This window comes from Aeromonas tecta (genome assembly GCF_000820185.1).
GTDB classification, from domain to species: Bacteria; Pseudomonadota; Gammaproteobacteria; order Enterobacterales; family Aeromonadaceae; genus Aeromonas; species Aeromonas tecta.
On record NZ_CDCA01000028.1, the window covers coordinates 234,705 to 257,164 of the forward strand.

Annotated in this window: 19 protein-coding genes; 9 read left to right on the forward strand and 10 right to left on the reverse strand. The window is 62.6% G+C overall.

The genetic code is table 11. From position 1 onward, the window contains the following. Positions 1-245: 245 nt before the first annotated feature. Positions 246-2,879, reverse strand: a complete 2,634-nt coding sequence (gene ppc / locus BN1137_RS12845; protein ID WP_050718979.1) for a phosphoenolpyruvate carboxylase — start codon at positions 2,877-2,879, stop codon at positions 246-248. Between the two features lie 207 nt (positions 2,880-3,086). Further along, positions 3,087-4,232, reverse strand: a complete 1,146-nt coding sequence (gene argE / locus BN1137_RS12850; protein WP_050718980.1) for an acetylornithine deacetylase — start codon at positions 4,230-4,232, stop codon at positions 3,087-3,089. 261 nt (positions 4,233-4,493) lie between these two features. Here argE and argC point away from each other — a divergent pair, with 261 nt between their 5' ends. From argC to BN1137_RS12885, 7 genes are all read left to right on the forward strand, one after another. Then, positions 4,494-5,501, forward strand: coding sequence for an N-acetyl-gamma-glutamyl-phosphate reductase (gene argC / locus BN1137_RS12855; protein ID WP_050718981.1), 1,008 nt, complete (start codon positions 4,494-4,496; stop codon positions 5,499-5,501). A 23-nt stretch (positions 5,502-5,524) separates the two neighbouring features. Next, on the forward strand, positions 5,525-6,304 hold the full coding sequence (argB, locus tag BN1137_RS12860) for an acetylglutamate kinase (RefSeq protein WP_050718982.1): 780 nt from the start codon (positions 5,525-5,527) through the stop codon (positions 6,302-6,304). Between the two features lie 25 nt (positions 6,305-6,329). Continuing rightward, positions 6,330-7,241: an ornithine carbamoyltransferase gene (locus tag BN1137_RS12865; RefSeq protein ID WP_050718983.1), complete on the forward strand. Its 912-nt coding sequence runs from the start codon at positions 6,330-6,332 to the stop codon at positions 7,239-7,241. Positions 7,242-7,296: 55 nt separating this feature from the next. Further along, positions 7,297-8,532 carry an argininosuccinate synthase gene (locus tag BN1137_RS12870; protein WP_050718984.1) on the forward strand — a complete coding sequence of 412 codons (1,236 nt, stop codon included), beginning with the start codon at positions 7,297-7,299 and terminating at the stop codon, positions 8,530-8,532. A gap of 514 nt (positions 8,533-9,046) precedes the next feature. Continuing rightward, complete coding sequence (gene argH / locus BN1137_RS12875; protein ID WP_050718985.1) at positions 9,047-10,432, forward strand: argininosuccinate lyase; 1,386 nt, start codon at positions 9,047-9,049, stop codon at positions 10,430-10,432. A 138-nt stretch (positions 10,433-10,570) separates the two neighbouring features. Next, positions 10,571-11,098 (forward strand): RBBP9/YdeN family alpha/beta hydrolase, encoded by a 528-nt coding sequence (locus BN1137_RS12880; RefSeq protein WP_050718986.1) that lies wholly within the window; start codon positions 10,571-10,573, stop codon positions 11,096-11,098. Between the two features lie 84 nt (positions 11,099-11,182). After that, positions 11,183-11,812, forward strand: a complete 630-nt coding sequence (locus BN1137_RS12885) for an FMN-binding negative transcriptional regulator (protein WP_050718987.1) — start codon at positions 11,183-11,185, stop codon at positions 11,810-11,812. 111 nt (positions 11,813-11,923) lie between these two features. On the opposite strand, the gene BN1137_RS12890 is transcribed toward BN1137_RS12885, so the two are convergent. The 8 genes from BN1137_RS12890 to BN1137_RS12925 all read right to left on the reverse strand — a co-directional run bounded on the left by BN1137_RS12890 (position 11,924) and on the right by BN1137_RS12925 (position 17,651). Beyond that, positions 11,924-12,136, reverse strand: a complete 213-nt coding sequence (locus BN1137_RS12890; RefSeq protein WP_050718988.1) for a hypothetical protein — start codon at positions 12,134-12,136, stop codon at positions 11,924-11,926. 166 nt (positions 12,137-12,302) lie between these two features. Further along, entirely contained in the window at positions 12,303-12,644 is a 342-nt protein-coding gene (locus tag BN1137_RS12895) for a DUF1294 domain-containing protein (protein ID WP_050718989.1), read from the reverse strand. Continuing rightward, a complete protein-coding gene (locus tag BN1137_RS12900; protein ID WP_050718990.1) occupies positions 12,641-13,228 on the reverse strand; it encodes a sugar O-acetyltransferase in 588 nt (195 codons plus the stop codon). Before BN1137_RS12900 ends, BN1137_RS12895 begins: the two co-directional genes overlap by 4 nt. Before the next feature lie 203 nt (positions 13,229-13,431). Continuing rightward, the gene (locus BN1137_RS12905; protein ID WP_050718991.1) at positions 13,432-14,268 is read right to left on the reverse strand and encodes a transporter substrate-binding domain-containing protein; all 837 of its coding nucleotides are present in this window, start codon (positions 14,266-14,268) and stop codon (positions 13,432-13,434) included. Then, entirely contained in the window at positions 14,265-15,026 is a 762-nt protein-coding gene (locus tag BN1137_RS12910; RefSeq protein ID WP_050718992.1) for an amino acid ABC transporter ATP-binding protein, read from the reverse strand. Before BN1137_RS12910 ends, BN1137_RS12905 begins: the two co-directional genes overlap by 4 nt. Next, the gene (locus tag BN1137_RS12915; protein ID WP_050718993.1) at positions 15,023-15,685 is read right to left on the reverse strand and encodes an amino acid ABC transporter permease; all 663 of its coding nucleotides are present in this window, start codon (positions 15,683-15,685) and stop codon (positions 15,023-15,025) included. The genes BN1137_RS12910 and BN1137_RS12915 overlap by 4 nt, the downstream gene beginning before the upstream one ends. A 92-nt stretch (positions 15,686-15,777) precedes the next feature. Then, positions 15,778-16,443 carry an amino acid ABC transporter permease gene (locus tag BN1137_RS12920; RefSeq protein WP_050718994.1) on the reverse strand — a complete coding sequence of 222 codons (666 nt, stop codon included), beginning with the start codon at positions 16,441-16,443 and terminating at the stop codon, positions 15,778-15,780. Beyond that, positions 16,440-17,651, reverse strand: coding sequence for a threonine synthase (locus tag BN1137_RS12925; RefSeq protein ID WP_050718995.1), 1,212 nt, complete (start codon positions 17,649-17,651; stop codon positions 16,440-16,442). The genes BN1137_RS12920 and BN1137_RS12925 overlap by 4 nt, the downstream gene beginning before the upstream one ends. A 231-nt stretch (positions 17,652-17,882) precedes the next feature. Between BN1137_RS12925 and BN1137_RS12930 the strand changes: the two genes are divergently transcribed. Both BN1137_RS12930 and BN1137_RS12935 read left to right on the forward strand, forming a co-directional pair. Beyond that, positions 17,883-20,030: a prolyl oligopeptidase family serine peptidase gene (locus BN1137_RS12930; RefSeq protein WP_050718996.1), complete on the forward strand. Its 2,148-nt coding sequence runs from the start codon at positions 17,883-17,885 to the stop codon at positions 20,028-20,030. A 238-nt stretch (positions 20,031-20,268) separates the two neighbouring features. Further along, positions 20,269-22,425, forward strand: a complete 2,157-nt coding sequence (locus tag BN1137_RS12935) for an AsmA family protein (protein ID WP_050718997.1) — start codon at positions 20,269-20,271, stop codon at positions 22,423-22,425. The last annotated feature ends 35 nt before the right edge of the window (positions 22,426-22,460 follow it).

Genomic DNA, 22,460 nt, shown 5'->3' on the forward strand with positions numbered 1-22,460 from the left:
CATCCTTATGAAATAGGGCTCAACATAGACCCTATGGATACTTTATTTTTAGTTATTTAAATTGTCATTACTTGTAATGGGTTCTGTGACAAGGGTCACCAGTCAACCATTGTTATTAGTTAGATTACGATGTGCTAATCGAATCTATGGATATAAGGGACATCAAGTGGAAGTTTTTTATTCAATATAAAAAGGGCGCCATATTGGCGCCCTTTTTCATTGCGGGGAGTTTGATAGCCCGCCTATCAACCCGTGTTGCGCATACCTGCCGCTATACCGGCGATGGTGACCATCAGCGCCTGATCCAGCTCGGGGTGCAGGGTCTCGGCGTGGTTGCGCGAGCGGCCCAGCAGCTCGACCTGCAGCACGTTGAGGGGATCCGTGTAGGGGTTGCGCAGCTTGATGGACTCCTTGATCCAGGGCTGATCGTCGAGCAGTTCGCCCTGCGGGCGCAGCTCAAGCACCACCCGAATGGAGTCGGCAAGCTCTTGACGCAACTGCTTGCCCAAGCCCCACAGCTCGGTCGGCACCAGCCGGGTGTCGTAGTACTCGGCCAGCCAGAGGTCGGCTTTGAGGAACACCATCTCCAGCATCTCGAGGCGGGTGCGGAAGAAGGGCCACTGGCGGCTCATCTCTTCCAGCACGGCCTTGTTGCCGCCATCGATGGCCTGTTGCAGCCCCTTGTGGGCACCGAGCCAGGCCGGCAGCATCAGCCGGTTCTGGGTCCAGGCGAAGATCCAGGGGATGGCGCGCAGGCTCTCGACGCCGCCGTTCGGCTTGCGTTTGGCGGGACGGGAACCGAGCGGCAGCTTGCCGAGTTCCATCTCCGGGGTAGCGGCGCGGAAGTAGGGCACGAAGTCCTGATGGCCACGCACGATAGAGCGGTAGTGTTCGCAGGAGGACTCGGCGACCTGCTCGATCACGGCGCGCCAACTCTCTTTCGGCTTCGGCGGTGGCAGCAGATTCCCCTCCAAAACGGCACTGGTGTAGAGATTCAGGCTGTGAATGGCGACCTTGGGTAGTCCAAACTTGAAGCGGATCATCTCCCCCTGTTCGGTCACCCGCAGGCCACCGCGCAAGGATCCCGGCGGTTGGGACAGGATCGCCTGATGGGCGGGGGCGCCGCCGCGACCGACGGTGCCACCACGGCCGTGGAACAGGGTCAGCCGCAGGTTGTTGGCCTCGGCCAGCGCCACCAGGGATTCCATGGCGGCATACTGGGCCCAGCCGGCGGCCATCATGCCCGCGTCCTTGGCGGAATCCGAGTAGCCGATCATCACGTACTGACGGCCCTGGATGTAGCCGCGATACCAGTCAACCGACAGCAGGCGCTCCATCACGGCGGTGCCCGCCATCAGGTCTTCCTGGGTCTCGAACAGCGGCGCTACCGGCATGCGGAATTTGCAACCCGCTTCTTTGAGCAAGAGCTGCACCGCCAACACGTCGGACGGGGCGCCGGCCATGGAGATGATGTAGATGCCAAACGCATCGGGATCGTGCGCGGCGATCACCCGGCAGGTGTCGATGGTCTCGCGAGTCTCGGCGCTCGGTTCCCAGTCGGTCGGGATCAACGGGCGGCGGGAGTTCAGTTCGTTGAGCAGGAAGGCCTGCTTGTCGTCTTCGCTCCACTCGGCGTAGTCGCCCATGCCCAGATAGCGGGTCAGCTCGGAGAAGACCTGGCCGTGACGCTCGCCGTCCTGACGGATGTCGAGTTTGACCAGATGGATGCCGAAACAGGCCAGCTTGCGCAGCACGTCCAGCAACATGCCGTCGGCGATGTTGCCCATGCCGCAGGCATGCAGGGAGTGGTAGCAGAGCTCCAGCGGCTCGCGCAGCTGGGCCGTGGTCTTGACCAGATCCCGGCTCTCGCTGACCTGGCCCTGTACCTTGGCGGTGAGGAACTCCTGGGTCTCGCGCAGCTGTTCACGCAGCTCGCGCACCAGGGCGCGGTAGGGCTCGGGGTGATCGCCCACTCGCTCGCGCACGGCATCGGTGCAATCGGCCATGGAGAGCTCGGAGGTGAGCTCCTTGATATCTTTGTAGAACAGGCTCACCGCCATCCAGCGGCCCAGCTCCAGCACCTCGGCGGTCACCTTGGCGGTGACGAAGGGGTTACCGTCACGGTCGCCACCCATCCAGGAGGTGAACTTGACCGGCGCGGCATCCAGCGGCAGCCGCACACCTAGGTGCTGCTGCAGACGCTCGTCCAGGGTGCGCATGAATTCGGGAATGGCGGGCCAGAGGCTGTTTTCCACCACGGCGAAGCCCCACTTGGCCTCGTCGACCGGAGTCGGCCGCTGTTCGCGGATCTCGTTGGTGTGCCAGGCCTGATTGACCAGCTGTTCGATGCGATTGAGGATCTTGTCCCGTTCGCGAGGCAGCAGATCGGACAGCTCCAGCGCTTCCAGGCAGTCATTGAGCTGCACGTGCTTGTGGATCAGGGTGCGACGGGTCACCTCGGTCGGGTGAGCGGTCAGTACCAGGTCGATATCCAGCTCGCGCACGGCCTGGATGATGGCCTCTTGCGACAGGTTGGAGGCCTTGAGCTTGGCAAACATCTGCTCAAGGGGATCCGGGGTGCTCTCCTGCTCTTCGCTGCGGCGGGAGATGGTGTGGAACTGTTCTGCCACGTTGGCCAGATTGAGGAACTGGCTGAAGGCGCGGGCCACGGGCAGCAGCTCGTTATCGGATAGGGTGCGCAGGGTTTCGAGCAAGCGTTCCCTGTCTGCTTCATTGCCCTTGCGAGAGGATTTGGCCAACTGACGAATGGTTTCGATCTTGTCGAGGAAGGCTTGTCCCTGATGATCCTTGATGGACTTGCCCAGCAGCTGGCCCAGCATGCCTACGTTGGCGCGTAGTGCGGCGTACTTTTCGTTCATTCCACATCCTTATTTTGTTGGTGCCCCTTTACCTTCCGAGGTGAGAGGCAGCCTCACTTATTGTTGTGCGATTACAACATATGCTCCGTCATCTTAGGGGGACAATCTAGCCAGATTGTCTGCGCAAGGTCAAATAACAGGCCGATTCAGAACATGTATTTCCTTCACCTGTCCCTGGGTGGCATGTCATGTAACTTACTTACATTCCTACAGACAGAAGCGTCGGATCAGGTGTTGCAGCACCGCCGTGGTCGGTTTGACGAACGACAGATCCAGATACTCGTCCGGCTGGTGTGCCTGAGTGATATGACCCGGTCCCAGCACTATGGTTTCACAGCCGAGCCGCTGGATGAAGGGGGCTTCGGTGCAATAGTTCACGGATTGCGCGGCTTGCCCGCTCGCCAGCTCAGCCTCGCGCACCAGCACTGAGTCATCGGCGCAGGCGTAGGCGGGAATGGGCTCGTGCAGGTGTTGCAGGTGCAAACAGCCCGGCTGGTGAATCTCGATGGGGGAGAGCGCCTCTTTCAGCATGCCCATCAGCTCATCCGGTCCCACCTGGGGGGTGGGCCTCATGTCGATGTGCAGCTCGCAGCAGCCGCAGATGCGGTTCGGGCTGTCGCCGCCCTGGATATAACCCAGGTTCAGGGTGGGTTGCGGCACAGCGAAGCGATGATCCGCGAATTTTTCCTTCAGATCCCGCTGCAGTTTCAGCACCTGTCCCATGGCCTGATGCATGATCTCCATGGCATTGACGCCATTGCTGGGATCCGAGCTGTGGCCGCTCTTGCCCGTGATGCGAATGGCCTCGGACATGTGCCCCTTGTGGGCCACCACCGGCACCAGCCCGGTCGGCTCGCCGATCACCGCGTAGTCGGGTTTGAGCTCGGCCGCATCGGCGATGGCGCGCGCACCGGCCATGGTGGTCTCTTCATCGGCGGTGGCGAGGATGCGCAGGGGCTTGTTGAGGGTGGTCAGATCGATCTCTTTCAGTGCCTCGACGATGAAGGCGAAGAAGCCCTTCATATCGATGGTGCCGAGGCCATAGAGGCGGTTGCCCTCCTCGGTCACCTTGAACGGATCCTTGCTCCAGCCGCCCTCATCGAAGGGCACCGTATCGGTGTGACCCGCCAGCAGCAGACCCCCTTCCCCCTGGCCCATGGTCGCCACTAGGTTGAACTTGCCGGGCAGGTTCGGCAGGGCCGTGACTTCGCAGTGAAAGCCGAGCTGGCCGAACCAGTCGGCCAGCAGACGGATCACCGCCTCGTTGCTCTGATCCCAACGGGGATCCGTGCTGCTGATAGAGGGAATCGCAATAATATTCTTATAAAGTGAAAAAAAATCCAGATTAGCCATCAGCTGCTCCTTGCGTCCCCTGAATGTTTCTGTTAGAAAATACTAATGCAAAGTGAGTGCATGAATATTCTTTTCGAGTGCTCATCGACAAGGCTTCTAGTTGTAAGGGAAAGTTAATGTTCTGTCACCTGATCTATAACCGACGACACACACCCGCCTGAATTGCCCCTCCGCACTCGTTGCATCAAAGGGGCGATAGCTCACCCCTTGCACCGCAGCACCATGCTGTGAACTTCGAACTCAGACTTGGAATACTCAACAATGCTTAACACCGTTATCGTCGGTGCCAGTGGCTACGCGGGAGCCGAACTGGCCGCACTGGTCCAGAACCATCCACAACTCAAGCTGTTTGGCCTCTATGTGTCAGCGGGCAGCCAGGATGCACACAAGCGTTTCTCTGCTCTGCATCCCCAGTGGGTCGGTGCGCTGGATCAGCCGCTGCTGCCGCTGGACGATGATGGCATGACCCGGATCCTGACCCAGGCCGATCTGGTGCTGCTGGCCACCGCCCACGAAGTGAGTGCCGAACTAGCGCCCAAGTTCCTGGCCAAGGGGCTGCCGGTGTTCGATCTCTCCGGCGCCTTCCGGGTCAAGGATCAGGCGTTCTATTCCTCCTTCTACGGTTTCACTCACCAGAGCGAGCAGTGGCTGGAGCAGGCTGCCTACGGTCTGGCCGAGTGGAATGCCGATGCCATCCACAACGCCCAGCTGATCGCGGTGCCCGGTTGCTATCCGACTGCGTCGCTGTGCGCCCTCAAGCCGCTACAACAGGCCGGGCTGATTGCCAAGGAGTGGCAGCCCATCATCAACGCGGTCTCCGGCGTGTCCGGGGCCGGTCGCAAGGCGGCCATCAACACCAGCTTCTGCGAGGTGAGCCTGAACCCTTACGGCACCTTCAATCACAGACACCAGCCGGAGATCAGCCACCACTTAGGCTGCGAGGTGCTGTTCCAGCCTCACCTTGGCAACTATGTGCGCGGCATCCTGGCCACCATCTATGTGCAGCTGGCGGACGGCGTGACGCCGACCCAGGTGGATCAGGCCTATCTCAAGGCTTATGAGGGCAAGCCGCTGGTGCGCCTCACCGGTCAGATGCCCTCCATCCGTGGCGTGGCGAGCACTCCCTATTGCGACATCGCCTGGCAACAGCAGGGCAAGATGCTGGTGGTGGTCTCCGCCATCGACAACCTGCTCAAGGGTGCCGCCTCCCAGGCCATCCAGTGCATAAATATCAAGTTTGGTTTTGAACCGGCCACCGGCCTGATGTAACGACTTAAGGAAGGATCGAGAAGATGGACAAGCAGACGCTGGTAATCAAATTGGGTGGGGCACTGATCGAGAACGACGAGGCGCTGACCGCCCTGTTCGCCACCCTCAAGAGCTTCCTGGATGAGCAACACAGACCCCTGGTGCTGGTGCACGGCGGCGGCTGCCTGGTGGACGACCTGCTCAAAGGCCTGGGGCTCACCTCCACCAAGAAGAACGGCCTGCGGGTCACCCCGTTCGAGCAGATCCCCTTCATCGCCGGCGCCCTGGCCGGCACGGCGAACAAGATGATGATGGCCAAGGCCATTTCCACCTGCATCCCGGCGGTGGGGCTCTGTCTCGCCGATGGTGGTCTCTGTCAGGTGACCCAGCTCGCGCCCGAGCTCGGCGCGGTCGGTGACTGCCGGCCGGGCAACCCGGCACTGGTGCAGGGCATCCTGGGGCAGGGCTTCCTGCCGGTGGTGAGCTCCATCGGCATCACCGCCGAGGGTCAGCTGATGAACGTCAACGCGGATCAGGCGGCCACCGCCATTGCCGAGGCGCTCGGCGCCGATCTGGTGATGCTGTCGGACGTGAGCGGCATCCTGGATGGCAAGGGCAAACTGGTGCCGCAACTGGACAAGGCGACCGCGCTGGATCTGATGGAGAAAGGGGTGATCAGCGATGGCATGGCGGTCAAGGTGAAGGCCGCGTTGCACGCCGCCGAGACCCTGGGCAAACCGGTCTGTGTCGCCAGCTGGCGCTACCCGGATCAACTGCTCAAGCTGCTGGCCGGCGGCGCCGTCGGCACTCAAGTCAGCCTCTGACATTCACCGGGAAAAGGACAATCCGATGCAACATCTTCTGAAAGACAGTGATTTAAGCAAGGCCCAGATCGAGGCGCTGATCGCCCTCGGCAAATCGGTCAAGGCCGCTCCGAAAAAGTACGGCCAGGCACTGGCGGGCAAGAGCGTGGTCACCCTGTTCGAGAAACCTTCCCTGCGCACCCGGGTCACCTTCGACATCGGCATCGCAAGGCTCGGCGGTCACAGCGTCTATCTGGATCAGCAGAACGGCGCGCTGGGCAAGCGCGAATCGGTGCAGGATTTCGCTGCTAACCTGTCGCGCTGGTGTGACGCCATCGTCGCGCGGGTGTTCGATCACCAGACGCTGGTGGGCCTGGCCGAGCACGGCACTGTGCCTGTGGTGAACAGCCTGTGCAACCTTTACCACCCCTGTCAGGGGCTGGCCGACTTTATGACCATCGCCGAACACTATGACGATCTCTCCAAGGTGAAGCTCGCCTACCTCGGTGATGGTAACAACGTCAGCCACTCCCTGCTGCTGCTGGGGGCGACCCTTGGCACCGATGTGACCCTGGTCTGCCCCAAGGGTCATGGCCCGGACACCCAGATCTTCCTGCAGGCCCAGGCGCTGGCGGCGAACTCTGGCGCCACCATTCACATCAGCGATGACGTGAGCGCCATCGAAGGCTTCGACGTGGTTTATACCGATACCTGGGTCTCCATGGGTGACAACACGCCAATGGAGCAGGTAAAAGATATCTTTATGCCTTATCAGATCAACCAGGCCCTGCTCGAGCGCACCGGCATCCAGCACGTGCTGCACTGTCAGCCGGCGCACCGGGAACTGGAGATCACCTCGGGGGTCATGGACGGCCCAGCCTCCCTCATCATGGATGAGGCAGAAAACCGGATGCATATCCAGAATGCCGTGTTGCTGACCCTGCTCGGGCACAAATGACGCGGCTCCCGACCCTGAATAAAACACCTTATCGAATCATCATGGAGAGAAGTAAATGAGCGGAATCAACAAGATCGTATTGGCATACTCGGGCGGACTGGATACCTCGGCCATCATTCCCTGGCTGAAAGAGAACTATGACGCGGAAATCATCGCCTTCGTCGCCGACGTCGGTCAGGAGCGTGACGATCTGGACGGGATCGAGCAAAAAGCCATCGCCTCCGGCGCCACCAAGTGCATCGTCAAGGATCTGCGCGAAGAGTTCGTCAAAGAGTACGTCTACCCGACCCTGAAGACCGGCGCCGTCTACGAAGGCACCTATCTGCTGGGCACCTCCATGGCGCGTCCGATCATCGCCAAGGCGATGGTGGAAGCGGCCCTGGCAGAAGGCGCCGATGCCATCTCCCACGGTTGCACCGGCAAGGGCAACGATCAGGTGCGTTTCGAAGGGGCCGTGGCCGCCCTGGCGCCACAGCTGAAGGTGATCGCCCCCTGGCGTCTGTGGGACATGCGCTCCCGTGAGGATCTGCTGGCCTATCTGGAAGCCCGCGACATCCCCTGCAAGGCGACCCTGAAGAAGATCTACAGCCGCGATGCCAACGCCTGGCACATCTCCACCGAGGGTGGCGAGCTGGAGAGCACCTGGAACGAGCCGTCCGAAGCGGTCTGGCAGTGGACTGTGTCCGCCGAGCAGGCACCGAACGAGCCGGAATACGTCAAGCTGACCGTGGCCCAGGGCGAAGTCGTCGCCGTGGACGACCAGCCGCTGACCCCGCACCAGATCCTGACCACCCTGAACGAGCGTGCCGGCAAGCACGGCGTCGGCCGTATCGACATCACCGAGAACCGCATGGTGGGCATGAAGTCCCGTGGCTGCTACGAGACCCCGGGTGGCACCGTCATGGTCGCCGCGCTACGCGCCGTGGAAGAGCTGGTGCTGGACAGACCGACCCGCGCCTGGCGCGAGAAGCTGGGTGCCGAGTTTTCTCACCTGGTCTATGACGGTCGCTGGTTCACCCCGCTGTGCAAGGCCATTGTCGCCTCCGCCAACGCCATCGCCGAGGATCTCGACGGTGAAGTGGTACTGAAGATGTACAAGGGTCAGGTCACCGCGGTACAGAAGAAGTCGCCAAACAGCCTCTACTCCGAAGACTTCGCCACCTTCGGCGCCGACGAGGTGTACGACCAGAGCCACGCCGAAGGCTTTATCCGTCTCTACACCCTGGCCAGCCGCATCCGCGCCATGAAAGAGCAGCAGCAAGCCATCGGTGGCGATCACACCCACGGTTGATGCGCTGGTTTGCCCCGCTAACACCGGTGAGGGGGCTTGGCCCCCTCATCCATAACTGACGGCTTGGTTCCCTCATCGATACGTGGGGGAGGGATAACCGATGAGCTGTGACAAGAGCGGCAGCACCCTGGCCGCTTCTGTGAGATAACAGGGCCGGTTTGAATAAGATGCTGAAATATTTATCTCCCTTCTCCCCTCGTGGGAGAAGGGTTGGGGATGAGGGGGAGGTCATTGGCCATTCCCCTCACCCTAGCCCTCTCCCAGAGGGAGAGGGAACCGATCGAGGTTAGCTGTGGTGGAGGTGGCTGCTCATCTTTTGTGGGCAGATTAACCACGATTTATCCGTCGTTCACCCTTTGCTCCCTTCTCCCCTCGCGGGAGAAGGGTTGGGGATGAGGGGCGGTAACTGTAACCGCATCGATCACCAGCGCACTGTTATGCAGAAAAATACAGGGCAAGATTTCACGCTCGGCAGGCGCAAGGCGCCGCCGGCAACGCATTCAAGGAGAGCAGTATGGCACTTTGGGGTGGACGCTTCAGTCAGGGCGCAGACAGCAGATTCAAGCAATTCAACGACTCCCTGCGCTTCGATTACCGCCTGGCGGAGCAGGACATTCAGGGCTCCATGGCCTGGGCCCGTGCCCTGGTCAAGGTCGGCGTATTGACCAGTGACGAGCAGGCACAGTTGCAACAGGCGATGGAGGTGCTGCTGATCTGCGTGCAGCAGGATCCCCAGCAGATCCTGAGCTCGGACGCCGAAGACATCCACTCCTGGGTTGAGGGCAAGTTGATCGACGCCGTGGGAACGCTCGGCAAGAAGCTGCACACCGGACGTTCGCGCAACGATCAGGTCGCTACCGACTTGAAGCTCTGGTGCAAGGCCCAAGGGGAGCTGCTGCTCGGCTCCATCACAGGCCTGCAGCAGGGGCTGGTGGCGTCGGCCCGTGCCAATCAGGCCGCGGTGCTGCCCGGTTACACCCACTTGCAGCGCGCCCAACCGGTCACCTACGCCCACTGGGCGCTGGCCTATGTGGAGATGCTGGAGCGGGATCACTCCCGCCTGCAGGATGCGCTCAAGCGCCTCGACACCAGCCCGCTGGGTTGCGGCGCCCTGGCGGGTACCGCCTACGCCATCGACCGTGAGGCGCTGGCGCTGGACATGGGCTTTGGCGGCGCGACCCGCAACAGCCTGGATTCGGTGTCGGACCGGGATCACGTGGTGGAGCTGATGCACGTGGCGTCTCTCTCCATGGCGCACCTGTCCCGTTTCGCCGAGGATCTTATCTTCTACAACACCGGCGAGGCGGGCTTCGTCGAGCTGTCCGATGCGGTCACCTCCGGCTCCTCCCTGATGCCCCAGAAGAAGAACCCGGATGCGCTGGAGCTCATTCGTGGCAAGACCGGCCGGGTGGTCGGCGCCCAGATGGGCATGCTGATGAGCCTCAAGGCGCTGCCGCTGGCCTACAACAAGGACATGCAGGAAGACAAGGAAGGGCTGTTCGATGCCCTGGACACCTGGCACGACTGCCTCGATATGGCGGCGCTGGTGCTGATCGACTTGAAGGTGAACGGTGAGCGCACCAAGGCCGCGGCTCAGGGCGGCTACGCCAATGCCACCGAGCTGGCGGACTATCTCGTCGCCAAGGGCATCCCCTTCCGTGAGGCGCACCATATCGTCGGCGAGACTGTGGTCTATGCGATCGGCGTGAAGAAGCCGCTGGAGGGTCTGTCTCTGCCCGAGTTCCAGCGCTTCAGCCCGGTGGTGGGCGAGGATGTCTATCCGAACCTGGAGCTGGAGGCGACCCTGGCCAAGCGGGTCGCCAAGGGCGGCGTCGCCCGCGAGCAGATCGAAGGTGCACTGGTCGCCGCAGAAGCCTGGCTGGCCAAGCGCGCTGGCTGATAGATAGCAGTTCGAGCGAATCAACAACGGCAACCCTATGGTTGCCGTTTTATTGTCTTGGGGGTCCTTCTCCTGCCAAGATGGAAGGCCCTGTCGCACAGGGTGATCCGGATCTAGTCGCAAAAGGAAATTTGCCATATGAAAGTGCTGATATTGCCAGGGATAGGAAACTCGGGGCCAGATCATTGGCAGAGCCATTGGGAGCGAACCAACGGTGGCTATAGCCGGGTTGAACAGCTGGATTGGGACAGCCCGGCGTGCAGCGACTGGGTTGCGTCGCTCGAGGCCAGCGTCAAGCACCATGGCGAGGAGACGATCCTGGTCGCTCATAGCCTGGCGTGCCTGCTGGTCGCCCACTGGGCGGCGCGCACCGAATTGACGATCAAGGCCGCCTTGCTGGTGGCGGTGCCCGACCCTCAGGGCCCGGTATTTCCGACCCAGGCAACGGGGTTCGCGCCCTTGCCCATGGCGAGCCTGCCATTCAAATCCATATTGATTGCCAGCGCCGATGACCCCTATGGTGACATCGCTCACTCGGCGCTATGTGCGGCCAGCTGGGGCAGCACTTTGGTGAACATCGGCGAGGCGGGCCACATCAATGGCGCCAGCGGCCTGGGCGCCTGGCCGGCAGGCTATCAATGGCTGCAAGAGTTGGCCATGGCCTGATGGCCCTGGATTGAATCTCTGTGCTCGCCAAGGCGAGTTCTTCCCGAACGGAACGCGAGTTTTGCCGTCGTCCAAGGAGTCGTTATGTATCTGCCAACCCATTTTGCCGTCACCGATCCCGAGGCGCTGCATGCGCTGATGCGGGCCTATCCGCTGGGCACCCTGGTGACTCATGGGGAAGGGGGACTGGATGCCAACCACCTGCCATTCGAGTTCGATGCAGGGGAAGGGGAGCGGGGAATCCTACGCGCCCATGTGGCGCGCAACAACCCGCTCTGGCAAGAGGTGATGGACGGGCAGGAGGTGCTGGTTGTCTTCAAGGCCGCCGACGGCTATGTCTCCCCGAACTGGTATCCGAGCAAGCAGGAGCATCACAAACAGGTGCCGACCTGGAACTACGCCGTGGTGCACGCCCATGGCCGCATCCGGGTGCGCGACGATGCCCGCTTCGTGCGCCGCCTGCTGGCGAGCCTGACCCGGGTTCATGAGGCGGCCGAGCCCAAACCCTGGAAGATGGCGGACGCGCCGCGAGACTATCTCGAGGCCATGGTAGCGGCGGTGGTCGGCATCGAGATCGAGATAAGCGAGCTGGTGGGCAAGTTCAAGCTGAGCCAGAACAAGGAGGCGGCGGATCGGCAGGGAGTCGTCGATGCCCTGCAGGAAAGGGATCAGGCAGCGCTGGCAGAATCGATGCAGCGCCGACCCTCTCAATAGAGGTAGTGATAATCACTGCCTTTCATCGTATGGTGAAATATTAGGCTGTTAAATCACATAAAATAAGTGTGTTACACTGCCTGTTGGCGGCGTGTCGTCAGCCTCTGGGGCTTATAGATCCTTGAATGGCCGCCGCTTTTCCTCTTCGATAACAATGGCTTCCAGGTTGGCGACCCGCCCCTGCAGTTCCTTGATGATCATGTCCTGCTTGCCGAGGCGATCCGTGATGCGAGCATCCCCCAGCCGATAGCGGGCGCGCTTGCCGAGATAGCCGAACAGCACACTGATAAAGACGATCAGGACTATGCCTGCCCACATGGTCATGGGTGACTCCTTGCCAGCAAGAGGCGACAACCCGCCTCACAGACCTTTCTTGTCTCACAGCCGGCGGTTGGCGGCAATGCCCGGCGGGGAGAACGCTGGCTCCCAATCCTGCGCCTGCCTGCCATCCGCCTGGCTCACCGCCCCGCTGCAGGCTCATCGAGAGGGGTCAGGCCCCTTGCCAGAGCGGCCTGCCGACCCAGAGTCCCCACAGGGTCAGGTGCAGCAGCACGATAAACCAGAACACCAGCCGGTAACTGCCCTTCTGGGTCTTGTGGCGCAGCCAGTGGCGGGCGATCAGCGCCCCGGGCCAGCCGCCGAGCAGCTCCAGCAGATGCAGGCGAGCTTCCGGCACGCGCCAACCGCCGCGCACGGCCTGACGCTTGTCATGGGCGTAGGCCAGCGCCGTCAGCAGGCTCATGGTGGTGATCAGAGCCAGCGGCCACCAGTTGGCATCCACCATGCCGAGCCAGCCGCCCCACAGCAGGGGCAACAGGGCGAGCCAGATCATGATGTCAGTTCCAGATCCCGCGGCTCGTCCGGACTCAGGGTGCGGATGATTCTGGCCGGGTTGCCGACGGCCAGCGAATCGGCCGGGATGTCGCGGGTGACCACGGCGCCGGCCCCTATGATGGATCTTGGCCCTATGGTGACGCCGGGGCAGATGATGGCGCCGCCACCTATCCAGCAGTCATCGCCGATCTGCACCGGCTTGTTGTAGGCGGTCCAGTTGCGGCGTTCCAGGTGGTTCAGGCTGTGGGTGGCGGTGTAGATCTGCACGTTCGGGGCCAGCAGCACATTGTTGCCGATGTGCACCTCACCCACGTCGAGTATGGTGACGTTGAAGTTGAAGAAGGTCTTCTCGCCGATGTGGATGTTGCGACCGAATTCGCAGATGAAGGGGGAGCTTATCCAGCAAGAGTCCGGGCAGTGGCCGAACAGCTCGCCACACAGGCGCTGGCGCGTCTCGTGATCCCCCGCCGCAGTGGCGTTGAGGGTCGCCAGCAGGGCCTGGCCGCGGATGCGGTCGTTGGCTATCTCCTCGGTCTGGGTGAGGGGGCCACCCGCCAGAATGTCGTCCCAATCACTCGCCATGCTCTCATCTCCTCATGTGCCAAGAGGCGCCAGTATACGCAACTTGTCAGTAGGCGTCAGGAGGCTCTCATCTGAGACTGATGATCCCCGTCAATAAAAAAGGCGTCACCCCAGTCGGGGGACGCCTGCAAAACCAAACCTTGCGGTTTGCGGACCAACGGAACCAAAGATCACACACTCAGCACTTGCTTGGATGGCGGGGATCAGCCCTGCCACTTGCCTCCTTCCACTATCACGTCGTTGGGATCGGTGTCGGCGCTCAACTTGTCGCGCACATACTGGTCATACAGCTTGAGCAGGTACTTCTCTTCCCCCAGCTTGGCGAGACGGTCGTTGACCCAGTCACGCAGCTCGATATTGCCCTTCTTCACCGCCGGGGCGATCGGATCTTCCGAGCCCAGCTTCTGGGGCAGCACGCGGTAGCCCGGATTCTCCTTGGCCCAGCTGAACAGCACCAGGTTGTCCTGGGCGTAGGCATCGCCGCGGCCCTGGGCCAGCGCCTGCAGGGATTCGGAGTTCTTCTCGAACTTGAGCACCTTCCAGTCCGGGTGGTTGCGGGTCAGCCAAATGTCGGCTGTGGTGCCGGTGGTGACGATCAGGGTCTTGTCCGCCAGATCGTCCAGCCCCTTGGCGGCGCTTTTCTCCGGCACCAGCACCTGCACCGCCACCCTCAGGTTCGGGTTGGTGAAGTCCACCACCTCGCGCCGCTCCGGGGTCACCGTCATGTTGGCGAGGATCAGATCCACCTTGTCGCTCTGCAGGAAGGGGATGCGGCTGGCGGGTTCGACCGCCACGAATTCGATCTTGTTCTCGTCCCCCAGCAGATCCTTGGCGAAGCGGCGGCCAAGATCGGTGTCGAAGCCCACGTAGCGCCCCTTCTCATCCACAAAGCCGAAGGGGGGCTTGTCGGTGAAGACCCCGACGATGAGCTTGTCGCGCGCCTTGATCTTGTCGAGGGAACCGTCTGCCGCCTGGGCGGCGCCGCTGGCGATGCCCAGGCCGATGAGGGCACTAAACAGAACCGAAGTGATTTTCTTCATGCTGACTCCTTTCGTTTGATGACATTTGTATAAGAAAACTTGGCGAGGAACTGGCGCGCACGCTGGCTCCTGGGGTTATCGAAAAACTGGCGGGGGCTGGCCTGCTCCAGGATGTGGCCCTCCTCCATAAAGACGATGCGATCCGCCACCGCCTGGGCGAACGCCAGCTCGTGGGTGACGATGAGCAGGGTCATGCCGCTGCCGGCGAGATCCCGGATCACCTCCAGTACCTCCTGCACCATCTCGGGATCCAGCGCGGCGGTGACCTCGTCAAACAGCATCACCTCGGGGTTCATGCACAGGGCCCGCACTATGGCGATGCGCTGCTGCTGGCCGCCGGAGAGCTCGCGCGGATAGGCGTGGCGTTTCTCCCACAGGCCCACCCGGGTCAGTAACTGTTCTGCCTGCAGCAGGGCCTCGGCCCGTTCTCTCTTTTGCACCTGAAGAGGCCCGAGCAGCACGTTCTCCAACACCCTCAGGTTCGGGAACAGGTGATAACTCTGGAACACCATGCCGATGCGCTGGCGCAGTCGCTGCCAGTCGGTAGCGGCATCCAGGGGTTGGCCATCAAAGCGGATCTCGCCGCCCTGAATGGGTTCGAGCCCGTTGAGGGTGCGCAACAGGGTGCTCTTGCCGCAGCCGCTCGGCCCCAGGATCACGATCACCTCCCCGGCAGCCACGGCGAGGCTGACCTTGTCCAGCACCCGGTTCTGACCGAATTGTTTGCTGACAGCATTGAGTTCAAGCAGAGGCGTCATACCGCATTACCCCATTTTTGCTCCAGCCGGCGCGAGGCCAGCGAGAGCGGATAGCAGACCAAAAAGAAGAACAAGAACAGCAGGCCGTAGATAAGCAGCGAGGCATAGGTGCGCTCGATGATCTGCTGGCCCACCTTGATCACCTCCACCACTCCAATCAGCACCGCCAGGGAGCTGGTCTTGATGATGCGGGTGTGGATGTTGATGGTCGGCGGCGTCAGCCGTTGCAGCGCCTGGGGCAGCAGCACGTGGCGATAGAGCTGCCAGCGGGAGAGGCCAAGCGCCAGTCCGGCCTCCTGCTGCCCACGGGCCAGAGATCCAAGCCCGCCGCGCACCACTTCCCCCACCTCGCTCGCCCCCCACAGGGAGAGCACCAGCACGGCGCACCAGAAGGCCGGGATATCGAGGCCGAAGACGATGGGCAGCCCGAAGAAGAACAGATAGAGCCACACCAGCACGGGCACCACCCGAAACAGCTCCAGATACACTCGCAGCATCCCTTGAGTCAGCCGCCCGCCCTGCTGCGCCAGCACGCCGTAACCCAGGCCGCCCAGAGTGGCGAACAGGATGGCGAGCAGGGAGATGGCGAGGGTCTGACCTGCGCCGACGATGAGCAGGGGCAGGGCCTGGCTCAGCAACTCAGAAACCGGAGTGGCCATACTCATTCCTCCCTTCCAATACGTATTGTGTGGGTGACGGGAGTGGCAGAAAGATCCGTGCCCACATAGGAGTCCTCGATTGCATCAGCGACTCAGTGACCGAACTGACCATATTGCAGCCTCCTCTCAAGGGCTCGCAGGGCGAGGGACAAGGGCAGAAAGATCAGCACGCACATCAGGGTCAGCACCGCCAGCATCTCGTAGGTCTTGTAGTAGAGGGCGATATAGTTCTTGGTGGTGTAGAGCAGCTCGGGCACCGCCACCGCCGAGGCTACAGTTGTCTCCTTGAGCAGGAAGATGAAGTTGGCAAAGAGCGCCGGCAGGCTGGCGAGCCAGGCCTGGGGCAGTTGCACGTGGCGCAGCAGCTGCCAGCGGGAGAGGCCGATGGCCTGGCCCGCCTCCAGTTGACTGTGGGGCACCGCCGCCACTCCGGCCCGCAGCGCTTCTGTGAGGTAGCCACCGCCGAGGAAGGTCATGGCGATCACCGCCGTGGCAAAGCCAGACAAGGACAGCCCCAGGGCCGGCAGCCCGAAGTAGAGGAAGAACAGCTGGATCAAGAGCGGCGTGTTACGGGCCAGCTCCACATAGCCGCGGATCACCCCGCTCAGCAACGGCCTGTGCAGGCCGAGCAGCGCTACGTTGAGCAGGGCCACTGCGAGGGAGGTAGCGATGACGATGGCGCCGAGTTGCAGGGTGACCCAGACCGACTTGCCAAAGGCGGGCAGGGTGGAGACGATAAAGGCCCAGTCGAACGTCATGCGGGGATCCTCCCGTCACGGCGCAGCCGCTGGGGCACCACTGTGATGGCGTCCGGGTACTTGATGCCGGCGCCGGTGTTGAGCACCACCACCCGATCGCCTTCCTTGATCCAGCCCGCTTCTCGCAGTTGGCGGGCGGCGGCGAAGGCGGCGGCCCCTTCCGGGCAGACGAAGCTGCCCTCCTGGGAGGCGAGCTGGCGAATTTCGCTCTGGATGGCCCTGTCGTCCACCGCGATGGCATAGCCGTCGGTGCTGTAGAGGGCGTCGAGCACCAAGAAATCCCCTAGCGCCTTGGGCACATTGATGCCAAAGGCCAGGGTCTGGGAGTCGGGCCAGAAGGTCGATTCTGACGCTCCTTGTTGCCAGGCCTGTACTATGGGGGCGCAGCCACTCGACTGCACCGCCACTAGCCGGGGCAGATCCCCTTTGATCCAGCCCAGCTCCTGCAACTCCCGCAGCGCCTTGTAAATGCCGATGAGGCCGACCCCGCCGCCGGTGGGGTAGAGGATCACGTCCGGCAGGGTCCAGCCGAACTGCTCGGCGATTTCCAGCCCCATGGTCTTCTTGCCCTCGATGCGATAGGGCTCCTTGAGGGTGGAGGCATCGAACAGGGACTGCTCCGCCACCGCCTGGGCCACCTGGCGACCGGCGTCGCTGATGAGGCCGTCCACCAGATAGAGGCGGGCCCCGGCCAATGAGGTCTCCAACCGGGTGATGGCGGGGGCCGCCTGGGGCATGACTATGGTGCTGCGCAGGCCGGCGCGGGCGCCGTACAGGGCCCAGGCCGCGCCGGCGTTGCCGTTGGTGGGCATGGCGAAATGGGCGATGCCGAGCTCGCGGGCACGGGAGAGGCCGACCGCGGCGCCACGGGCCTTGAAGGAGCCGGTGGGGATGATGCTCTCATCCTTCATCCAGAGATCCGGGATGCCAATTTGCTTGCCGAGTTTCGGCAGGGGCACCAGCGGGGTGAAGCCTTCCCCAAGGGTCACCACCTGGGCGGGATCGCGCACCGGCAGCAGCTCGTGGTAGCGCCACAGGCTGGCGGGGCGACCCAGCAGATCGGCCGGTCGCCAGGCCTGCTTCAGGGCCTCGAGATCGTAGCTTGCCAGCAGCGGCGCCCCGACCCGGCTCAGTTGCTGGGGCTGATCGGCATCATGGATTTCACCTGTCTTGCTGCAGCGCAAATGGGAGAGATAGCTATAGGGCATGGATTATCCTGAGCGAGTCGTCTGGGCTGGTCGGTTATGCCATCCTGTGACCCAAGTGCCGGATAACAAACAAAATAAAGCGGCAAACTTAAGCGAAAAGATGGCTATGGCACTGAGCCTCTCTGGCACGGGGATGTGCTCGCCTGAGTCAGGTCGCCCCCTGGGGGGTTGGGGGCCCTGCCACTCTTTGCTAACCTGCCTGCTTCATTCGAACCGCAGGGAGTTGCCTCGATGCGATCCATTGTCTGTCTGCTGGCCCTGACATTGCTCGGTGCCTGCAGTGGTCACTCAACTCAAGAGGATGCCATGTCAGGGAAAATGCGCCTTCACTACCCCGTCACCCGCCAGGGCGATCAGGTGGATCACTACTTCGGTCAGGCCGTGGCCGATCCCTATCGCTGGCTGGAGGACGACCGCAGTCCCGAGACCGAGGCCTGGGTCAAGGCCCAGAACGCCGTGACCCAGGATTACCTGGCCAGGATCCCGTTTCGCGAGGCGATCAAGAGCAAGCTCGCCGCCTCCTGGAACTACGCCAAGGAGGGGGCGCCGTTTCGCGAGGGGCGCTACCACTACTTCTTCAAGAACGACGGCCTGCAAAACCAGAACGTGTTGTGGCGCCATGCGCCGGGCAAGCCCGCCGAGGTGTTCCTCGATCCCAATACCCTCAGCCCCGACGGCACCACGGCGCTGGATCAGCTGAGCTTCTCCCGGGATGGCAAGCGGCTGGCCTACTCCTTGTCCCTGGCCGGCAGCGACTGGCGCGAGATCCACCTGATGGATGTGGAGAGCAAGCAGCCCCTGGAGGCGCCCCTCAAGGATGTGAAATTCAGCGGCATCAGCTGGCTTGGCAACGAGGGCTTCTTCTACTCGAGCTATGACAAGCCGGACGGCAGCGAGCTGTCGGCCAAGACGGATCAGCACAAGGTCTATTTCCACCGCCTCGGCACGGTGCAAGAGGACGATCGGCTGGCGTTTGGCGCCATCCCGGCCCAGAAACACCGCTACGTGGGGGCCAGCGTCACCGAGGATGATCGCTACCTGCTCATCTCGGCGGCGAACTCCACTTCTGGCAATCGCCTCTATGTGAAGGATCTGACCCAGGACAATGCACCGCTGTTAACGGTGCAGGGGGATCTGGATGCGGACGTCAGCCTGGTGGACAACCGGGGCAGCACGCTTTACCTGCAGACCAATCGCGGCGCCCCCAACGGCCGGCTGGTGACAGTCGATGCGAGCAATCCTGGCCCCCAACACTGGCGCGGCCTCATCCCCGAGCGCTCTCAGGTGCTGTCGGTGCACAGCGGCGCCGGTTATCTGTTCGCGGAATATATGGTGGATGCCACCGCCCGGGTCGAGCAGTTCGACTATGAGGGCAACAAGGTACGGAACATTGCACTGCCTGGGCTCGGTAGCGTCAGCGGTTTCAACGGCAAGCGCGACGATCCCGAGATCTACTTCGGCTTTGAGAACTATGCCCTGCCGCCGACCCTCTATCGGCTGGCCCCCAAGAGCGGCGCCATCAGCCTCTACCGCGCCTCGGCGGCGCCGTTCAATCCTGCGGATTATGTCTCGGAGCAGCGCTTCTACCAGAGCAAGGATGGCACCCGGGTGCCGCTCATCATCAGCTACCGTAAAGGGCTCAAACTCGATGGTAGCAACCCCACCATCCTCTATGGCTACGGCGGTTTTGACGTCAGCCTGACCCCGAGTTTCAGTGTGTCGGTGGCGAACTGGCTGGATCTGGGGGGAGTCTACGCGGTGGCGAACCTGCGCGGGGGCGGCGAGTACGGCCAGGCCTGGCACCTCGCGGGCACCCAGATGAACAAGCAGAACGTGTTCGACGACTTCATCGCGGCGGCCGAGTACCTGAAGGCCCAAGGCTACACCAGCACCGACAAGCTGGCGGTGCGCGGCGGTTCCAACGGCGGTCTGCTGGTGGGGGCCGTCATGACCCAGCGCCCGGATCTGATGCGGGTTGCCTTGCCGGCGGTGGGGGTGCTCGACATGCTGCGCTACCACACTTTTACCGCCGGGGCGGGCTGGGCCTATGACTATGGCACCAGCGCCGACAGCGAGGCCATGTTCGCGTATCTGAAGGGCTACTCGCCGCTGCACAACTTGCGTGAGGGGGTGAGCTATCCCTCGACCCTGGTGACCACGGCGGATCACGACGATAGGGTGGTGCCGGCCCACTCCTTCAAGTTCGCCGCCACCTTGCAGGCGGATAACGAGGGCCCTCACCCTCAGCTCATCCGCATCGAGACCAATGCGGGGCACGGGGCGGGCACGCCGGTCACCAAGCTTATCGAGCAGAGCGCGGATCTCTACGCCTTCACCCTCTACGAGATGGGTTACCGGCAACTGCCGTTGCAACCATAGCCTGAGTGAGATGGGCTATCGGCAACTGCCGTTGCAACCATAACCAAAGAGGGGTTGCTGGCAGCTGCCGCGCCCCCCTTGACGACAGGGCCCCACGGGGCCCTTTTTCTTGTGTGATGTACGAGGGAAGGGGCGCGACCATCCCTGTCTCGCCAATTCCCCGTTTTGGCTCCGCCTTGCCCTCTGCTATCCCCCCGGTGGTATAGTCAGCCGCAGGATCTGCATTGAGGAAGTCATCGTGAAGAAGATCGTCTACATACTGCTGGGGTTGGCACTGGCCGCCCTGGTGGCCATCGTCGCTCTGGTGAGCCTGATTGACCCGAACCAGTTCAAGCCCCAGTTGGCTGAGCAGGTGAAGAAGAACACCGGCCGCGAGCTGGTGATGGAGGGGGATATCGGCTGGCGCTTCTGGCCGAGTCTGGGGCTCTCCCTCGAGAAGGTTGCCCTTCGCAACCCCGCCGGTTTCGCCGAGCCGGATCTTATCCGGGTCGAGAAGGGGGAGGCCTCGGTGGCCCTGTTGCCCCTGCTCTCCCATCGACTGGAGATAGGCGAGGTGACCTTGAGCGGCGCTCACCTCTTCATCCAGACCAAGTCTGACGGCAGCAGCAACCTGGCGGATCTGGTCAAGGACAAGGAGCTGGCGCCGGCCGGCGGCGAGACCTCAACGCCAGCCAGCCCGGCGAGCGAGAGTAAGCCGTGGCAGATCCAGCTGCAAGGGGTGGTGCTTGAGCAAGCCAGCGCCCTGGTGCAGGACGATCGCAGCGGCGTCAGCTCGCGCCTCGAGCGCCTGGATCTCAGTCTGGGTCAGCTGACCCTGGGGGAGTGGGTGCCGGTGACCCTGGCCGCCAAGGGCGCGCGTGGAGATCTGGGTTTTGATATCAAGGGGCAGGCCGAGATCAAGCTGGCCCGGGATGCCCATGACAGCGAGCTGAAGAATCTGAGCCTGAGCGGCAGCCTGGGGGATCCCAAGCAGCGGCTGGATGACTTCTCTCTCAAGGCGGATCGCCTGGCGCTGGGGGAGTGGGGCAGCCTGACCCTGAGCCTGAACGGCGCCCAGGGGGAAGTGGCCAAGCCGACCCTGGCCGGTTCGCTGGAGGGCACCCTCAAGGCGCGCCTCGACAAGGGCCTGCAGCTGGTGGAGGTGTCGGATGCGGTATTGGCCGCCAAGCTGACCGGTGAGGGCCTGCCGCGCTCGCCGCTCTCCCTCAAGCTGGCCGGCTTTGCCCGCGCCGAGCTGGACAAGCAGTTGATCACCCTGACCAACCTGGTGATGGGCGCAGATGATGCGTTGCTGAGCGGCAATGGCATCGTAAAACTCGGCGCCGTGCCCAGGATCGAATTCGATCTCAAGGGTGACAAGCTGGATCTCGACGGCTGGCTCGGCACGCAGGATGGGGCCAAGACCGCCGCATCTTCTGCCGCACCGGCCACAGTGGCGGCGGGTGAGCAGGGCGCAGCGGCCAAGCCAGCCTCCTCGGCTCAAGCCCTGTCCACGGCAGAGCCTGACTTGAGCGCCCTCAAACTCGTGGATCTGGCGGGTCGTCTGCAACTGGGCAGCCTGAAAGTGAAGGGGCTGGATCTCAGCGCCGTCGATCTGCAACTCGCCCTGAGCGGTGGTCAGCTCAACCTCAAGCAGTTCAGCACCGGCGTGGCCGGTGGTCAGGTGAGCGCTAACGGGGTACTCGATGCGCGCCAGCAACCGGCGAGCTATCAGGTTCACAAGCGGATACAAGGGGTGAATGTGCGCCCGCTGTTGCAAACCCTGGCCCAGAGCGATCTGCTGGAAGGTAAGGGCGATTTGGATATCCAGGTACAGGGCCGCGGTCTCTCCGAGCAGGCGCTGCGCAGCCAGATGCAGGGCACTGTCAGTCTAAAGCTGAGTGATGGTGCACTTCATGGCATCAACCTGGCGGAGATGATCCGCGAGGCGCGAGCCACCCTCACCGGCAAGGGCGCGGAGCAGGTCAAGGAGGCGCGCAAGACCGATTTTAGCGATCTTCACGCCAGCTTCCAGATAGCGAATGGCATCGCCAGCAGCAACGACATCCAGCTGGCTGCCCCGGCGCTGCGGGTGCAGGGCCAGGGCCAGACCGCCCTGGTGCCCGAGAGCCTCGACTTCCTGTTCCTTACCTCGGTGGTGGAGAGCAGCAAGGGCCAGGGCGGCAAGACGGTGGATGAGCTCAACGACATCACCATTCCGGTGCGCATCGGCGGCCACTGGCAGGCGCCCAGCTACAAGCTGGATGTGAAGGAGCTGCTCAGCAACAACAAGGTGCTGGAAGAGAAGGCCCGCAAGGAGGCCGAACGCGGCCTGAAAAAACTGCTGGGGGACAAGGCCAACGACGAAGGGATCAAGGGGGCGGCGGATCAACTGCTCAAGGGGCTGTTCAAGTAGAGGCGCCTCGCTGTACGGATTCATGACAACGGGCC

Coding starts and splice junctions, on each gene's coding strand:
- ppc (WP_050718979.1), bottom strand. CDS start 2,879: ATGAACGAAAAGTACGCCGCACTACGCGCCAACGTAGGCATGCTGGGC.
- argE (WP_050718980.1), bottom strand. CDS start 4,232: ATGGCTAATCTGGATTTTTTTTCACTTTATAAGAATATTATTGCGATT.
- argC (WP_050718981.1), top strand. CDS start 4,494: ATGCTTAACACCGTTATCGTCGGTGCCAGTGGCTACGCGGGAGCCGAA.
- argB (WP_050718982.1), top strand. CDS start 5,525: ATGGACAAGCAGACGCTGGTAATCAAATTGGGTGGGGCACTGATCGAG.
- BN1137_RS12865 (WP_050718983.1), top strand. CDS start 6,330: ATGCAACATCTTCTGAAAGACAGTGATTTAAGCAAGGCCCAGATCGAG.
- BN1137_RS12870 (WP_050718984.1), top strand. CDS start 7,297: ATGAGCGGAATCAACAAGATCGTATTGGCATACTCGGGCGGACTGGAT.
- argH (WP_050718985.1), top strand. CDS start 9,047: ATGGCACTTTGGGGTGGACGCTTCAGTCAGGGCGCAGACAGCAGATTC.
- BN1137_RS12880 (WP_050718986.1), top strand. CDS start 10,571: ATGAAAGTGCTGATATTGCCAGGGATAGGAAACTCGGGGCCAGATCAT.
- BN1137_RS12885 (WP_050718987.1), top strand. CDS start 11,183: ATGTATCTGCCAACCCATTTTGCCGTCACCGATCCCGAGGCGCTGCAT.
- BN1137_RS12890 (WP_050718988.1), bottom strand. CDS start 12,136: ATGACCATGTGGGCAGGCATAGTCCTGATCGTCTTTATCAGTGTGCTG.
- BN1137_RS12895 (WP_050718989.1), bottom strand. CDS start 12,644: ATGATCTGGCTCGCCCTGTTGCCCCTGCTGTGGGGCGGCTGGCTCGGC.
- BN1137_RS12900 (WP_050718990.1), bottom strand. CDS start 13,228: ATGGCGAGTGATTGGGACGACATTCTGGCGGGTGGCCCCCTCACCCAG.
- BN1137_RS12905 (WP_050718991.1), bottom strand. CDS start 14,268: ATGAAGAAAATCACTTCGGTTCTGTTTAGTGCCCTCATCGGCCTGGGC.
- BN1137_RS12910 (WP_050718992.1), bottom strand. CDS start 15,026: ATGACGCCTCTGCTTGAACTCAATGCTGTCAGCAAACAATTCGGTCAG.
- BN1137_RS12915 (WP_050718993.1), bottom strand. CDS start 15,685: ATGGCCACTCCGGTTTCTGAGTTGCTGAGCCAGGCCCTGCCCCTGCTC.
- BN1137_RS12920 (WP_050718994.1), bottom strand. CDS start 16,443: ATGACGTTCGACTGGGCCTTTATCGTCTCCACCCTGCCCGCCTTTGGC.
- BN1137_RS12925 (WP_050718995.1), bottom strand. CDS start 17,651: ATGCCCTATAGCTATCTCTCCCATTTGCGCTGCAGCAAGACAGGTGAA.
- BN1137_RS12930 (WP_050718996.1), top strand. CDS start 17,883: ATGCGATCCATTGTCTGTCTGCTGGCCCTGACATTGCTCGGTGCCTGC.